The sequence below is a fragment of the Sphingobacterium sp. UBA5670 genome, assembly GCF_002420705.1.
In the GTDB taxonomy this organism is placed as follows: Bacteria; Bacteroidota; Bacteroidia; order Sphingobacteriales; family Sphingobacteriaceae; genus Sphingobacterium.
Genome location: NZ_DIIM01000016.1, coordinates 114,163 through 130,771, shown reverse-complemented (window position 1 = coordinate 130,771; position 16,609 = coordinate 114,163). Strand labels below are relative to the sequence as shown.

General features: G+C 37.9%; 12 protein-coding genes and 1 tRNA gene. 8 read left to right on the top strand and 5 right to left on the bottom strand.

Features of this window, described 5'->3' with window-relative positions; genetic code table 11:
• The first annotated feature begins 69 nt into the window (after positions 1 to 69).
• On the top strand, positions 70 to 1,206 hold the full coding sequence (locus tag B3C94_RS13440) for an acyltransferase (RefSeq protein ID WP_293904462.1): 1,137 nt from the start codon (positions 70 to 72) through the stop codon (positions 1,204 to 1,206).
• A 188-nt stretch (positions 1,207 to 1,394) separates the two neighbouring features.
• Here the strand turns inward: B3C94_RS13440 and B3C94_RS13435 are convergent, their stop codons facing one another.
• Together B3C94_RS13435 and B3C94_RS13430 are read right to left on the bottom strand one after the other, a co-directional pair.
• Entirely contained in the window at positions 1,395 to 1,931 is a 537-nt protein-coding gene (locus B3C94_RS13435) for a hypothetical protein (RefSeq protein WP_293904460.1), read from the bottom strand.
• A gap of 99 nt (positions 1,932 to 2,030) precedes the next feature.
• Positions 2,031 to 2,939: an energy transducer TonB gene (locus tag B3C94_RS13430; RefSeq protein ID WP_293904458.1), complete on the bottom strand. Its 909-nt coding sequence runs from the start codon at positions 2,937 to 2,939 to the stop codon at positions 2,031 to 2,033.
• Positions 2,940 to 3,011: 72 nt separating this feature from the next.
• On the opposite strand from B3C94_RS13430, the gene B3C94_RS13425 reads away from it, so the two are divergent.
• Positions 3,012 to 3,833: a hypothetical protein gene (locus B3C94_RS13425; RefSeq protein ID WP_293904456.1), complete on the top strand. Its 822-nt coding sequence runs from the start codon at positions 3,012 to 3,014 to the stop codon at positions 3,831 to 3,833.
• Positions 3,834 to 3,900: 67 nt separating this feature from the next.
• On the opposite strand, the gene tsaD is transcribed toward B3C94_RS13425, so the two are convergent.
• Positions 3,901 to 4,902, bottom strand: a complete 1,002-nt coding sequence (gene tsaD, locus B3C94_RS13420) for a tRNA (adenosine(37)-N6)-threonylcarbamoyltransferase complex transferase subunit TsaD (protein ID WP_293904454.1) — start codon at positions 4,900 to 4,902, stop codon at positions 3,901 to 3,903.
• 52 nt (positions 4,903 to 4,954) lie between these two features.
• Here tsaD and B3C94_RS13415 point away from each other — a divergent pair, with 52 nt between their 5' ends.
• Complete coding sequence (locus B3C94_RS13415; RefSeq protein WP_293904452.1) at positions 4,955 to 9,334, top strand: translocation/assembly module TamB domain-containing protein; 4,380 nt, start codon at positions 4,955 to 4,957, stop codon at positions 9,332 to 9,334.
• A 305-nt stretch (positions 9,335 to 9,639) separates the two neighbouring features.
• On the opposite strand, the gene B3C94_RS13410 is transcribed toward B3C94_RS13415, so the two are convergent.
• Both B3C94_RS13410 and B3C94_RS13405 read right to left on the bottom strand, forming a co-directional pair.
• Positions 9,640 to 10,965, bottom strand: coding sequence for a trigger factor (locus B3C94_RS13410; protein WP_293904450.1), 1,326 nt, complete (start codon positions 10,963 to 10,965; stop codon positions 9,640 to 9,642).
• Between the two features lie 68 nt (positions 10,966 to 11,033).
• Positions 11,034 to 11,115, bottom strand: a tRNA-Leu gene (locus B3C94_RS13405).
• Positions 11,116 to 11,264: 149 nt separating this feature from the next.
• On the opposite strand from B3C94_RS13405, the gene B3C94_RS13400 reads away from it, so the two are divergent.
• The 5 genes from B3C94_RS13400 to B3C94_RS13380 all read left to right on the top strand — a co-directional run bounded on the left by B3C94_RS13400 (position 11,265) and on the right by B3C94_RS13380 (position 16,527).
• Positions 11,265 to 11,876 (top strand): hypothetical protein, encoded by a 612-nt coding sequence (locus B3C94_RS13400; protein WP_293904448.1) that lies wholly within the window; start codon positions 11,265 to 11,267, stop codon positions 11,874 to 11,876.
• Positions 11,873 to 12,175 carry a winged helix-turn-helix domain-containing protein gene (locus tag B3C94_RS13395; protein ID WP_075991269.1) on the top strand — a complete coding sequence of 101 codons (303 nt, stop codon included), beginning with the start codon at positions 11,873 to 11,875 and terminating at the stop codon, positions 12,173 to 12,175. Before B3C94_RS13400 ends, B3C94_RS13395 begins: the two co-directional genes overlap by 4 nt.
• A gap of 51 nt (positions 12,176 to 12,226) precedes the next feature.
• Positions 12,227 to 12,718, top strand: a complete 492-nt coding sequence (locus B3C94_RS13390) for a Coq4 family protein (protein WP_293904445.1) — start codon at positions 12,227 to 12,229, stop codon at positions 12,716 to 12,718.
• A gap of 4 nt (positions 12,719 to 12,722) precedes the next feature.
• Positions 12,723 to 14,189 carry a cell envelope integrity protein CreD gene (creD, locus tag B3C94_RS13385; RefSeq protein ID WP_293904443.1) on the top strand — a complete coding sequence of 489 codons (1,467 nt, stop codon included), beginning with the start codon at positions 12,723 to 12,725 and terminating at the stop codon, positions 14,187 to 14,189.
• Positions 14,190 to 14,445: 256 nt separating this feature from the next.
• Positions 14,446 to 16,527, top strand: a complete 2,082-nt coding sequence (locus B3C94_RS13380; protein WP_293904441.1) for a S9 family peptidase — start codon at positions 14,446 to 14,448, stop codon at positions 16,525 to 16,527.
• Positions 16,528 to 16,609 lie beyond the last annotated feature (82 nt).

Below are 16,609 nucleotides of genomic sequence, written 5' to 3'. Positions count from 1 at the left end.
AAAAGTGGCATTAGACGATCAAGCTAATGCCACTTTTTTTGTTAGCTTCGATCCCAAACCTCATTACAAATGACTTCCGAAAACACAAAAACTTATCTTCCTTGGATTGATTTCTTGCGCATTCTCGCCTGCTTCATGGTACTCATATCCCATAGCTGCGACGCCTTTGTCGGAACATTTGACAACAGCAGCACCTTTCATCAAGGTGTATTCTGGGGAAGCATCGTCCGCGCCTGTGTGCCCTTATTTGCGATGATGTCAGGTATACTCCTTTTTCCCGTTAAAACCGATCTGGCCACCTTTTATAGAAAGAGAATTGGAAGAATAATTGTCCCACTTATCTTTTGGTCAATTGTATTGCCAATCGCTTTTTTTGTATACCTGAATTTCATTAAGAGTAGCCCCAGTGCGTTGATCGATATGACTAATTTTACGATGCAAGCAACAATTACAAAAATTTATACCGCAATATTTAATTTTAACTACGATACTACCCCCCTATGGTATATGTATATGTTAATTGGTCTATACCTCATCATACCTATCATCGGCAGCTGGTTGAATCAGGCAACAAAAAAAGACATTCAATATTTTCTTGCATTCTGGATAGTCACACTTCTCATTCCATACATCAAAATGATTGCTCCAACATTGGGATATACGGGAAATTATGAACAGATGGGGATCTGGGGAGTCTGTAACTGGAATGAATTTGGCACCTTCTATTATTTTTCAGGTTTCCTTGGCTACATTGTATTAGCTTATTATCTGGTCAACTATCCATTTCAATGGTCTATCACCAAGACCATAGCGATTGCCTTACCTTTATTTATTGTTGGATTTTTAGCCACATTTTTTGGCTTCTTGGCGACTCAAAAATACTATCCCGGAAATTATGCCAACCTCGAGGTGATCTGGTATTTCTGTAATATCAACGTCGCGCTGATGACCATAGCCATTTTCCTTGTTGTACAAAAACTAAAGATACCTGAATCTACATGGATAAAACGTATCTCTTCAGCCACCTTCGGCATCTATTTATCGCATTTTATTATTGTTCAGGCGCTGACGGATACCTTCTTAAACATTCCTAATCTTCCAGCAACATTGAAAATCCTCTCCATAGCGGTACTTGGCTTTAGTCTTAGCTATCTGATCACTAAACTAATGGATAGTAATTCAATAACAAGAAGGTTTATCAAATAAGCGCATCCTGATGGGAATACCGAAGCATTTTGCAATCGTGTAACCTTTGAGCTAGACAAAACACATCGAACAAATGATGAGCTTAGGTATTAAGCATGAGCTTACATAATAAGAAAGAGGGAACCAACGGTTCCCTCCTCTACTAACACTCACCAATATTTAATATGAAAACTATCCTTGTTTAATTTTTATGATGCTTTTACGTCGGCATCATTTGTTTTAGTTACTTCACCTTTTTTAAAGTCTTTTCTTTTTAGCTGTCTGTCTTTTTTCCAATGTTCTTTGTGCATTTTACGATTTTCAGCGTAGGAATCCTTTAACGTTTTTTGTTGCTCTGGAGTTAACATTCCCATCATTTTTTCATGTTCTGCCACACGTTGTTTTTTCATTTTTGCGCGATGTTCTTTATGCTCAGCAGCTAATTTCTGATGGTCTTTTGCTTGCTTCAAATTAAAGGCATAGATATCTTTACGCTGTTTATCTGTAAATTTCAACTTTTGATCCATGCGATCAGTTTTCATCTTAGCAACTTCCTCTGGAGTTTTATTTTTAAAACCATCATGCATTCTTCCGCCTTTGTGTTTATGCATAGAAGTTTGCATTTCTTTCATTTCTGGTTTAACATCTTTTTTTTCTTGAGCGAAACCGGCTAACATCAATCCAGATAACGCCAAACTTAACATCAACTTTTTCATTTCTTTATTTTTTATAAAACCAACAATCATTCTTTTAATAAGTACTCTTTTTCAACTTATTTATTAGTAAGAGTCGCCTCAGCTATCGAAAGTTTAATTGATGATCTGTTAAATAAAGTTAAGAAGCATTTATTGTGAAACAGCACTTAAACGGATCGGTAGAGTATACGCTACACGTACTTTAAGTCCATTTTGCACTCCTGGTTTCCATTTTTTCGCTTTCTTCAATAAGTTTATAGCAGCATCTCCCGTACCAAATTTCATATCACGTTTAACCGCAATGTCTGTTAGTGTTCCATCTTTTTCAACGACAAAAGAAACCTCTATAACACCCGATACTCCCTGATCCAAAGCCTGTTGTGGAAAGTTATAGTTCTCAGCAATCCATTTCATAAAGGCAGGGAGTCCGCCTACAGGTGTTGGCATAATTTCTACAGATGTAAATGGATTGTTTGAATTATCATCAGTTCCACCTCCGGATATAGATCCCACCCCTTTGCCCGTAATATCACCATCTCTTTTTGAAGAACCAAATTCACCGCGCGCAATATATGTACCTGATGGACTTGCTTTTAATGTGATCCTTGAGGTCATTGTATTGGGATTTTTCAATTCATCCTGGCTCACAAGTTCTTCCGTAACTTGATTTGCTTTGGCCACTTTTATATCAGGCATTCTCACCAGATCAAATTTGGATACATCTTGCGCAACCTGCTGCGGGGCTTTCTCTTTCATCATGACAGGTTCTTCAGGAACCTCCTCTTTCTCCTCTACCTTCTTTTGAATTTCTTCCAATACCTCAGGTCCCAGATCGCGGACGGTATATGTCACAACAGGAACAGTTTTCCTAAAATATTTATTATACCCATAGGAACCTACGATCAGTAAAACTGCAAAAGAAACAACAATTCCCAAACCTATATTTGTTGCTTTATTAGACAGATTGCGCAACTCATAGGCGCCATACATTTTGTTGCGACCAGCAAAAATAACATCCAGCCATTCTTTGCGGTAGATATTCAATTTAGAGTTCATCATAACATTAAAGTTTAAATCTTTTCATTATGATGCGCGAAAGCCTTATATTTCACAAAAAATTTAAAGATGCTTATGAAATCACTTTTTTCAGCTATTTTTCTACTTACATTATACGCTTGCGGAAACAATCAAACTCAATCCAAAACTGCAATTAAGAATGAAAATAAGGAAAAGACAATTTCGCCATATTTTGGTTTTCTAAACCAACAAAAGGATTCACTGATTGCACTTCCCATGGATCAAGCAATGGAAGGTCCTGAGAAATACAATTACGTCATTGTGGAGAATCAAATCAGTCCGCTTGAGTTTGTACAGAATAAAACAGATAACAAAGAGAATAACGGCAGACAGACGGCGCAGAACTTTGCGAATAGTGAAGGTTCGTTATTTAAAATTAGTGAAGCAATTAAATCCGGCGAATTTGGCATGCTTGTCAACAAGGCTTTTTTAGACCAGTACAAAATTGAGAAGTTTACAAAAGTTCAAAAAGAAACCTCACCCGAAATTAAGGAGCAACTTGAAAAAAAGTACAACAGGAAGATTAACAAAAGTACCACTGTGGCAGTCCTCGACGATCAATCCGAGTTTAATCTTACCGTGTTTGAAAACCAGCAAGATTCTGCCTTAGCTGTATTTTCTTACGCGAAGGATGAACAATTGATCAATTTGGATTTTCCGGCTTTATATGATGATATCAGTACCTGGCGTGTTGATGACGGTGGCCAATTTGAAAATGAAGCTTTTCAGATATTAACTGTATTGCGTTCTGAGCAAGGGATTAGTTTTATCAGTATCTTTTGGGGAGCTGAAGGCTATGAACTGAATTTCTACCAGCCAAATAAAAACGTATTTACCTCGGCAGCACAAGCCTATGGATATAGTTCCCCTTTATAAAATATAACTATTTTAAGTTTCCCTTGCACAATGAAATTGCCAAGGGAAACTTAAAATGCCTACTTAACTAAATATGCATTCTAGCCATAGGAGCAACATCTTGGCCTACAAAATCTTTCTTTAAAAATTTATGATAACCGGCGATAGCAATCATTGCAGCATTATCGGTGCAATATTCAAATTTAGGAATGAAAACCCGCCAGTTGTATTTCTCCCCCATCTCAATTAAGCTTTGTCTCAAGCCCGAATTGGCCGAAACTCCACCCGCTATCGCAATATCTTTTACACCTGTTTCCTTCGCCGCCTTTTTTAATTTATTCAGCAAGATCGAAACAATACGGGATTGTACACTTGCACATAGATCGGCCATATTTTCAGTCAAAAAATCCGGATTCTGCTTCAATTGATCTTGAACTAAATACAGTATCGCCGTTTTCAATCCTGAAAAACTAAAGTTAAGGCCTGGGATTTGAGGTTCAGGTAACTTATAAGCAGCCGCGTTACCTTCTTTTGAAAATTTATCGATAAGTGGTCCACCAGGATAAGGAAGATTTAAAATTTTAGCTGTTTTGTCAAAAGCCTCTCCCGCGGCGTCATCCAATGTCTCTCCTAAAAGTTCCATTTCAAAATAATCTTTAACCAATACAATCTGTGTGTGCCCACCAGAAACCGTAAGACATAAAAATGGAAAACTAGGCTTCGGATCGTCAATAAAATGCGCCAAAATATGCGCCTGCATGTGGTTTATATCAATTAAAGGGATATTCTGCGCAAGTGCAAATGATTTAGCGAAGGATGTTCCTACCAAAAGTGCACCTAATAATCCCGGTCCTCGCGTAAAACTCACTGCATCTATTTGATTTTTGCTTACTTTTGCTTGGCGAATGGCTTCTTCCACCGTTGGAATAATATTTTGTTGATGAGCACGTGAAGCGAGCTCGGGAATCACTCCACCATATTTTGCGTGGATTGCCTGAGTTGCAATAACATTTGAACGAATTTCACCGTTAATACAGATAGAAGCGGAGGTTTCATCACAAGAGGATTCAATTCCTAAAATAATAGCCATAGCTGGAGGTAATAAATTTTAATACAAAAGTATCAAAAAAATAATTAAAATAGTGTCAATAGTCCTGGGTAGTATATTCGTTATACTGCTTGCATTGACGTTATCTCTACAGTTGAAACCGGTACAAAACTATGTTGCTCAAAAAGTTGTCGACTATCTATCCAACGAACTAAACACGAAAATAAGCCTCAAAAGCATCTATTTCAAACCCTTTAGATCAATTGTCGTAGAAGATTTTCAGCTTTACAGCCCACAGGGAAAAGAAATATTAAAATCAGGAAAACTAGAAGCCAATGTCAATCTATCTCAGTTCTTTGAGCTGAACAAAATTGTGATCAACAAACTAACAATCGAAGATACCGAAGCCTCCTTTGAACAATTTCAAGACAGCTCAAACATTTCATTCTTGATTCGTTATTTTAACCCACCTAAGAAAGAAAAAAAGAAAAGTTCAAAAAAAATCATTTTTGATATAAAGGAACTTGTTATCAAAAATAATGCGTTCAATTACGTTAATCATAAACGCAAGCATTACAATAAAGTGGTCGATTTTGGGGATTTGGGGATATCAAAACTTAATGCCCATTTTGATAAAATAAAAATTGACTCTAATCAAATTTCAGCAGATATCAAGACATTCAACCTGCATGAAAAAAAAGGTTTGGTGATCAAAGGTCTACTTGCCCGCACAACGATAAGCAATACAGGTATCGAACTTAGTGAACTTATGCTGGCCACCAATCATTCTACATTCAAAAATTACATTAAACTAAGCTACAAAAGCTTTGATGACTTTTCAGACTTCATCAATAAAGTCCATGTCAAACTCCGTGCACGGGATTCACGCATTCACTCCGAAGATATTGCTTTCTTCTCCTCACCTATGCATCAGGTCAAATTCGATGTCAGTATAAAGAGAGCAAATTTGGAGGGCACGGTATCTTCGATAAACGCATCACAGGTCGATTTAACTATTGGAAAGGAAACAAGTTTAGCGGGTGATTTGCAGATTATCGGTCTACCGGATATTGATAAAACTAAATTTATTGTTCCCGAGGTAGAAATTTCATCCGAGCACAAAGATTTAAATGCGGTTATTAGCGGCCTTGGAAATCTAAAGAATTTTAAACTCCCTGAAATTATTCAGGTCTTTGACAAATTTTCATTCAAGGGTAGCCTAAATGGCCTATACAATAAATTTAAAACAAAGGGAGTTTTCACGACTGCGATCGGTAATGTTGAGGCTGATGCCTTATTGGATATCCAGAAGGAAATAAAATATGCGGGCAATTTTCAATCTAAAAAGTTCGATGTAGGTAAGATAACAAAATTAAAAGATCTGGGAGCAACAGGCTTCAATTTACAGGTTGACGGAACAGGTACCGATCCTAAGAAAATGAGCTTAAAGATAAAAGGAGATCTTAGTAATTTTAATTTCAAGAATTACAGCTATCAACATATACAAATTGAAGGAAATACGGATAAACAGTTAATTCTTGCTTCAGGGCAAATATATGATCCAAATTTAAAACTACAGTTTACCACAGATATCGATTGGTCTGTCAAGCCCAACTATCATCTGGATGCAGATATCAAGCAAGCTAATCTAAAAAAGCTCAACTTCTTTCAGGGGGATTCCATCAACATTATTAACACAAAATTTCACACCAGTTTAATTGGGGACAACATCAATAATATTACCGGCGAATTTAAATCAGACAGCCTCAATTTCACTTCCTCTAAGGGACAATTTGTTATCCGAAACATTAATTTCCTAGCCGAAGGAGATGAAAATGCACGTTCCCTAAGCTTACAATCCGCTATCGGACATATTGATCTTAAAGGTAGGATAGATCTCAATACGATAGTTCCTTATTTTAAAGCGTTAGCTATGCGTTACGCTCCAGCGATAGGGTTTGAAAACAACAGCTTTAACCGTCAGGACTTTGATCTGAATGTTAATATAACTTCCTTCAAACCTATTGCCACATTCTTTAGAAAGGACATTGCTTTAGACAGTGGCGCAACTTTGAATGCAAAATTTGAAAGTGAAAAGCAAACAGCTAGCTTTAATTTTTACGCACCAGAATTCAAATACAATGGCATCAGACTGACTCACCTTATTGTCGATCAAAATGCCAATTTGAAGAATATGGAACTACAAACCTCCATAGACCGGATTAATTTTACTGACAGCACCTATATTAAAAATGTCAATATTTCAAACACTTTAGCAAACGACAGTTTACAATTCAATATCAAAATGTCGGAACTGGAGGCAAGTAACAGCCTGGATCTTAATGGCGTCATTCGCTTTGCCCATGCCCAACCTGCCTATATCAATTTCTATCCATCGAATATCTTAATCAATAAAGAACGATGGCTTGTCAATAATGATGCACAGTTGAAAATATCAAAAGGAAAATGGTACTTTGAAAAACTGACACTGAGTCACGATGAACAAAAAGTTCATATCGACGGGATCTTGTCCAACGAAGTCAGCGATCAGATCAATCTCAAATTTCAGGACTTTAATCTTACGTCCTTAAATGGGGTCACCAAGCCACATGGCATCAATCTATCCGGCAACTTAAACGGAAACATTGAAGTTAACTCAGTCTTTAAATCCCCTTTTATAGTTGCCAACATAAAAACTTCACCTATCCTATACAACAATATTCCAATCGGATCATTAGCGCTGGATGCTAATTATGACCCCGAAAATCAATTGGTCAAACTGGATAGCAAGATAGAGGAAGGCAATAAATTGATTCAATTGCAGGGCTCCTATAACCATCTGAGCGAAACCAATAAGCTTAATCTAAAAGCTAAACTCGCAAACACGGATGTATTCGTCTTCCAGCCATTTTTACGAAGCCTGGTATCCAATATTCAGGGCAAGGTCAATGCAGACCTCGATATCGAAGGCGATATCCTGAATCCTAAAATTACGGGTTCTGGAAAATTGGATAACGCTTCAATGGTCATCAATTACCTCAAAACACCCTACCGACTTTCTGACGAAATTGCTGTTACCAATAATCGAATCTTTCTAACAGGACTAAAAGTATACGATCCTAAAAACAATGTCGCGACCATTGATGGTGTTGTGGACCTCAATAAATTAAGTGATCCCGATATCGATGTGACTGCGGAAACCAAGAATTTCATGATATTGAATACCACGATAAAAGACAATAATGTATATTATGGAACTGCCTACGCCTCGGGAACCTTCCAATTCAAAGGATTAACTTCTGCCATGAACATTAATATCCGTGCTAAATCTGAAGAAAATACGGTTATCAATATCCCTTTCAATAGCGCCAGTACAATTTCAGACACTGACTTCATCTATTTTATCGAGAAAGACTCTACTAAAACAAAGAAAAACACGAAAAAACGGGATTTCAATGGCCTGACGATGAATATGGACCTCTTGATCAATCCAAATGCAGAAATAAATCTATTTTCCAGTATGGGCGAGTTATCGGGAAGGGGAAATAGTAATCTCAACATGCGCATATCTTCTTTAGGTGATTTTGAAATGTTTGGGGATTTTATCATCAACAGCGGAAAATTCAATTTCACAGCACAGGATTATATCAACAAAATTTTTGACCTCAAAGAAGGTGGAACAGTACGCTGGGCTGGAAATCCAACTGAAGCAAATATCAATATCAACGCCATCTACCAACAGCGAACAAGCTTGGCCCCTTTGTATAATGCAGCTGGGCGGGAAGAGAACCCAGAGCGTGTATTGGCGCAGGCCGACATGATTCTAAAAGGACAATTAGGTCAACCTGAGATTACATTCGATATCAACTTTCCACAGAACCCCGGAGTTAAAGATGAATTGCAAGGATACTTTTCGGATGCTAACAATGTGAATCAACAAGCGCTTAGCTTGATCGTAAGACGAAGTTTTACCCCTGGTACACAGACAGACTTCGGTAAAGAAGTAAATAATACCTTGTTATCTGCAGGAACTGAGATAGCTTTCAACCAGATCAACAACATCATCGCGCAGTCGCTCAACATCAACTTCTTTGATATTAATATCAAATCTTTAAACGACGCATCAGCCTCGCTTCGTTTGTTTAACGACAGACTTGTTTTGACTGGAGGTATTTCCGACCGAAGAAGTCAGGCCCTAACGGATTTAAATGTGTTTTCAGATCGGGTCTCAACGGATGCCGAGGCCATGTTTTATTTACGAAAGGATGGTCGCTTAGTCTTACGGGCTTCCAATCGACTCAATACCCGTAACTTTCTACTCAGCCCCAACGATGGCGAATATATCAGCGCTTTTGGATTACTCTATCGGCAGGAATTCAATACGTTCTCGGAGTTCTTAAAAAGATTATTCCCATTTGGTAAGAAAAGTATCCCTACTACCCCCACCGATACAAAGAAAATCAAGGCGAACTAATCCCTATATTCGATTCGCATTTTGTATGCGTTAGTAATAAAAGCTCACTCACTCCTCCTTTGCTATTTTTACAGCTCATAGACCAAGCTATATTCGATTTACGCCTAAACCAAGTAACAAAAGAACGGTAAGAATGAAGATTTAAGGTGCACTTATCAAAAACTTAAGGAGAAACCCCTCTTGAAATCATCAGCATCAACAGGAGCAAATGTGAACAAAAAGGTCTTTTCAGTAAGACAAAATACCATCGAAAAAAAAGTCCCTCCAAATAGATTGAAGGGACTCTCTTTTTATCCAAAAATAGCTTATGCTAATTTCTCGAATTCTTTGTATTCAATATCGCTAGCGTTCAATTTCACCAAACCTTTCAAGTGATCAAATACTTTTAAAGCTTTAGCTTCTTCGAACAAACGATTACCTTGTTCTCTGTCTTGTAACAATTGAATTGCAAATTGATTCAATTGCTCATCAGAAGGTTCTTCGTTAATGTTGTACATTTTGATTTGAGCGTAGATACGTTCTTTTGCTAAATTGATAACTTCATCATATTTAACTTCAAGACCATTTTCAGTAACAACGCGGTTTTCGATGATCGTCCATTTCAAGTTGTTCAAGAAATCAGCAAAACCTTCGTTCAATTCTTCTTCAGAAATACTTGGGTTAGTTGCTTTCAACCATCTTTTCAAGAATTCTTCCGGGAAAGATACATCAACCTTCTCCATACCAAAAGTATACATATCATTACGTAATCTTTGATCTGAATTTTGTTTGAATAAGTTCTCCACTTCTTCCTTCACTTTTTCTGTGAATTGAGCTTCTTCTGTTACTTCACCTTCTGTGAATAATTTATCGAAAAATTCTTGATTAAGATCAGCTTCCTCTAAACGGTTGATGTTCTTAACAGTCAATTCAAATTTAGTTACGTCTAACGCTGTCGCTTCTTCTTCAGTGATACCTAAGATACGTGCTAAATCTTCAGTTTTGAAAGCTTTCTTAACATCAATCTTAACAACATCATCCTTTTTAAGACCAACCAATGATTTTTTGATCTTTGCATCTTCTACGATATCTGTACGAATAGAAGTTGTTTTCTCAAGACCTTCTTCTTTATCTTGTTTCAACGTTGCGTACAATACATCACCCTCTTCAGATACTTCTGGATTAGTCATTTTTCCATAGCTACGACGCAAGTTTTTGATACGATCTGCTAATGTCTCTTCATCAGCTTTGATTTCGTAAGAAGTAAATTCTGTCTCAGCAGTAAAAGGTAATTCAAAAGCCGGTGCAAGACCAATTTCATATTTGAAGTTGAAATTGTCTTTAAAATCCCAGCTGTATTGTGCATCATCTTCCAAAGGAAGTGGTTGGCCCAAAACTTCTAATTTATTTTCAGCAATATAATTGGTGATTTTTTCATTCACTAATTTATTGATCTCATCAAATAAAATAGATTTACCATAAGTACGTCTGATATGCCCTACAGGAACTTGACCTGGACGGAAACCTGGCAATTTTGCTTTTTTAGCTTGCGCTTTAATCTCTTTGTCGACTTGAGGATTATAATCTTCAGGTGCTAATGCGACGTTAACTACCGCATTGATTGCATCTACATTCTCGTGTGAAATATTCATACTCTTTTTAGCTATATCGCATTCATAAAAAAATCCTCCCGAGGTTTTAAGTTCGGGAGGACATCAAGTGCGGAAGAAGGGACTCGAACCCCCACGCCTTGCGGCGCCAGATCCTAAGTCTGGTGCGGCTACCAATTACGCCACTTCCGCATTAGGATTTCTTTTGATGCCACAAAGATAGAAACCAAACCTATATCCTGCAAGTATTTTTTACTCTTTTTTTTACTTTTTTTCAATATTTTTTTTTGCTCTTGTATAATTCATTATTATTCATTTACTTTGAATATCAAAGTACTTTTATGGAACAGAAAGATTTATTTAGAGAACTTGGGCAGATCAGATCATTAATGGAGAAATCGTCCAAATTTGTTTCTATAAGCGGATTATCGGGTGTACTCATGGGCTGCTACGCTTTAGTAGGAACGCTATTGGGATACTATATTATACACCAACCCGAAAGTACCGCTCTACTATTGGGCCAAAATCTGAATAGGCCCCTACTGTTTTTAATGATTGCGCTCATGGTCCTCTTATCATCCCTAGTAACCGGCTGGCTAATGGCACGTAAAAAGGCGAGAAAAAATAAGCAGTCAATTTGGAACATTACCAGCAAATCTCTTTTATTTGCAGTTTCAATCCCCTTACTAACGGGTGGCATGATATCCTTGTTGTTTTTTGTCCAAGGCTACTACCAGCTGGTTGCTGCTATGCTGCTGATCTTTTATGGACTGGCACTGACTGCGGGTAGTATCTATACCTTTGCCGAAGCAAAAGGCCTGGGTATACTGGAAATCTGCCTGGGTTTGATTGCTCTATGTTTCCCGGACAACGGGTTATTATTATGGGGATTAGGATTTGGTGTGCTACACATCATTTATGGTTTTATCGTTTACAAAAAGTACGAATCGTGAAATTAGATCTTTCTTTATATGACAAGATATTTGAAAACAGAGTACGGCTCCAGATTATGAGTGTTCTCGCCGCAAATGAAGAATATGATTTCAATTCATTGAAAGAATTGTTGGATGTAACTGATGGCAATCTTGCTTCCAATCTAAAAACGCTGGAAAAGGAAGAATATATTATAGTCGAAAAAAGCTTTGTCGATCGCAAGCCGAACACTAGGTACAAGAGGACAACAAAAGGGCTAAAAGCATTTGAAAACCATCTTATTGCACTTGAAAATTTAATAAAACAGCAATACAAATAATTTTTTTACTCATTTACTTTGAAAATCAAAGTACTTTTAAAACACAATTAAATGAAAGAAATTAGACTGAGACTGATGCTGCACCTCTATAATTGGTCTTCCAAAGTGTATGCAGACATCTTTAAATGGAACAAAAAAGCATGGGGTATCTCCAAAATAGATTTTATGACCTACCCCATTGGAAGCATTGGCCACAACCTGGGACTTTTTTATGAAAGTAAAGGTTTTGATGTGATGCCAAAATTGGAAAACCATGATGTTTTTCATATCCTGACTGAAACAGGAACGGAGATACAGGATGAAATCGCTATGCAGTTTCTGTTGTTAGGCAATGGAAAGATCAGTCTCTATCTCATGGCCATGATTTTTATTGGTAGCATCTTATTTCCGGAACACATCGGCTATTACAAAAAGCATTTTCAGAAAGGCCGATCGCTTCAAAGTTTTCACCAGTTAGAATTTAAAGACATCTTGCATTGGCAGCTAACAGAGCTTCAAATTGCATTATACAGTAAAAATATTCAAATAAACTTAAACAGCTAAAATCATGGACAACAACAATTCATCACCAATAGAACAATCAACGCTATTTGAGAAAATCAGCAATTCTACTGTCTTAAAGCTATTTGTCATCTTCTTTCTTTCCCTGATATTACTCATTCCGCTTTCGCTAATAAGTGACTTAATCGCAGAACGGAAAAATAGGGAACAGGAAGTATCTACAGGAATTGCTTTAAACTGGGGGAAGGATCAGGTTATCTCCAGTCCTCTGCTAGCTATCCCCTATCGCGAGACTATCCCACTTTCTGCCGAAAAAGCGGAAAAATCTAACCTTAGAGAAGAGCTAAAATGGATATTTGTCTTACCCAAAACGTCCAATATCGCAACCGATATAATGCCACAACATCTTTCAAGAGGTATTTATAATTCCGTAGTTTACAACAGCAACATGACATTAGAAGGTTCCTTCGATCGAGTCTCACTCGAAAAACTTGAGATCCCCAAGGAGGATATTGACTGGAAAGGCAGCAAGCTTATTTTTGGCATTCAGGATTTTAAAGGCCTGGGTAAAAGGCCTTCATTGAATTGGGATGGAGAAGAGCTGACTTTCGGTCCAGACTTCAATAATCTCAAATTATTTAATCAAAATTTAGTCTGTACTGTCCCGCTGGATCCGCAGAAAACGAACAATATTTACAAAATAAAACTAAACCTCAAAGGGTCCAAATCATTGAACTTTCTTCCGCTTGGTGATCAGACAAATATCCAGGCTAGGGGCAACTGGGCTAACCCAAGCTTCAGCGGGGCATTTCTGCCCAGTAAAAGGAACACCGAAACATCAAATTTCTCAGCATCTTGGGAAATACCTTCTTTCAACCGAAAACTGTCGCAGCAATGGACAGGCGACGCCCGCCCCCTCTATCAATTTGATACCAACCTCGAAAACACCAGCGATAGCAATGAGCAGAAGACGGCCCAAAATTCCGGTTCAACCGTCACCACAGTAAATAGTCTGTTGGATAATACCGATATGATCACCATTAACTTCCTACCAGAAATCAACAACTATCAGAAAACGACAAGAGTTGCCAAATATGGTATTTTAGTTATCATCCTGACCTTTACTTCCCTCCTATTCACCGAGGTGATCAAGAAGAAACGGATCCATATCATTCAATATATCCTGATTGGAGCTGCAATGGTTCTTTTTTACACACTCCTGCTTGCATTATCCGAGCATATTGGGTTCAATCTAGCCTACCTGACAGCTTCCATAGCAACGGTGATGCTGATTGGCAGTTTTATTAAATCAATTACCAAAGATCAAAAATCTGCTGTCTTGCTAAGTTCCATTCTTGGTTTATTTTATTTATTTATCTATATCCTGATGCAACTTCGAGATTATTCACTTATCGCAGGAACAATTGGAATTTTCATCATCCTTGCAATTTTGATGCGCGTTTCAACAAAAATAAATTGGTATCAATTTGATAATAGCCATGCAGATCAATAGACAACATCTTAGAATTTATTGGGTATTGATTCAAATATTAATCAAAAAATAACGTTTTTTTTTCTTCTCGTCGCATTTACTGCCAAATTCTGTAACTTGCCAAAGATTTTTTTCAACGGAATAGCGATGCAACCGTCATCTTTATTCAAACACGCATGAATAAAGATGACAGCTTCATCGGCAATGAAAAAACAAACCGAGTGAAACGAGCTCATTTATACCGATGAGATAACACACGTGTAAATAAGTTAAACAGATGAAAAAACTTACAATACTTACATTAGCGATTATGGCATGCAACCTAAGCAATGCTCAAGAAATCAAGAGTGGAAAAAGCAATTTTAAATTAGTGACAGAATCCCCGCAGCCGATTAACCCAAGTACACTTTGGGATCTTGGTCGAGTCTCGGCGGAGGGGCTCTCTGCTGATGGCACAACATTGATATATGGCGTTTCTAATTATAATCTAGAAACCAATTCGAGTGAAAAAAATTTGTATACTGTTTCATTGACTAATGGAGCTAACCAACAGTTCACCGATCAAAAAGGTGGTGAGTCGGTCGTTCAGATCCAGCAGAATGACGATGTGATTTATCTGTTAAAGGGACAGTTATGGAAGAAAAATCTAGCAAAAGGTGAAACCGTCCAATTGACCAATAGCGATATCTCCTTAGAAAACGTCAAATTTTCTCCCGATGGAAAACAAATACTCTTCAGCCAATCCGTCCTCGTAAAAAAATATCACAGTACTGACAAATATCCCGAATTACCTAAATCAGACGCTTATATCTATGATAACTTAGACTACAGGCATTGGGATACCTTCAATGATGGGAAGTTTAATCACCCTTTTGTGGCAAGTTTCATCGACGGGAAAATGGGTGAACCGATCGATCTATTGAAAGACCAACCTTACTATAGCCCACAGGCTCCTTTTGGTGGTGCAGAAGATTTCGCTTGGTCTCCAGACAGCAAAGCGGTACTCTATGTCTGTAAAAAGAAATTCGGAACCGATTATGCGGTCAGTACCAATACTGATATTTATCGTTATGATCTGGCTACCAAAACAACATCCAATCTGACAGAGGGAATGAACGGATATGATACTGCACCAGCTTATTCTCCGGATGGTAAAAACCTCACTTGGCTCAGCATGAAGACCGATGGGTATGAATCGGACAAAAATGACATCATCTTATTTGACAAAAATAGTTCAATCCGTCTCAACCTAACAGCACATTGGGATGGTACTGTCAATAGCTTTATCTGGAGCAGTGACAATCGAAAAATTTACTTTACAGCAGCGGTCAAAGGTACCGTTCAACTATTTGAACTAGAAGTCCCGGCAAACACCAAATTGAAAAGTCTCCCTAAAATCCGTCAAATTTCGGAAGGCGACTTTGATATTACAGGCATTATTGGTCAGGTAAATGATAAATTGATCGTCAGTTCAACAAAATTTACCCGCGCAACCGAAATCTTTAGTTTTGACCTAAAAAGCAAATCTTTGACTCCGGTTACCCGCGTTAATGACGCAAAATACGCAGCTATCAGCGAAAATAAAATTGAGAAGCGTATCACAAAGGCATCTGATGGCGCAGATCTTTTCTCCTGGGTTATCTATCCACCAAATTTTGATCCCGCAAAGAAATATCCCACTATACTCTATTGCGAAGGCGGGCCTCAATCTGCCCTTACTCAGTTTTATTCTTTCCGCTGGAACCTACAATTAATTGCATCGCAAGGTTATATTGTGATCGCGCCAAATCGTAGAGGGATGCCTGGCTGGGGAGTAAAGTGGAATGAGGCTATTTCTCAAGACTGGGGCGGACAGCCAATCCGGGATTATTTAGCAGCGATTGACGATATCTCCAAAGAATCTTATGTGGACACAACCCGTCGCGCAGCGATTGGAGCAAGTTATGGCGGATACTCCGTTTACCAATTAGCAGGCGTGCACGAAAACCGTTTCAAAACGTTCATTGCACATAACGGTTTATTCGATATGAGAAGCTGGTATGGTACTACCGAAGAGCTCTTTTTTGCCAACCATGAACTGGGTGGTGCATACTGGGATAGCAATAATCAAAAATCCTATACAGACTTCAATCCGATTGAAAAGGCAAATAATTGGCATACCCCGATTTTAATCTTCCAAGGTGGAAAAGATTACCGCGTCCCAATAGGGCAAGGCCTTGCGGCATTCCAATTGGCTCAGCTTAAAAAGATTAAAAGCCGCCTTGTCTACCTCCCAGATGAGAATCACTGGGTTCTGTCTGGACAAAATGCGCAGGTCTGGCAAAGAGAATTCTTTACCTGGCTTAAAGAAACCTTATAAATTCTCCTGTAAAATTGGATTATAAAATTATCTACTTTCACTGTTGATAAAATCGTTTGTAAAGTTTTTAGATTTCCAAATA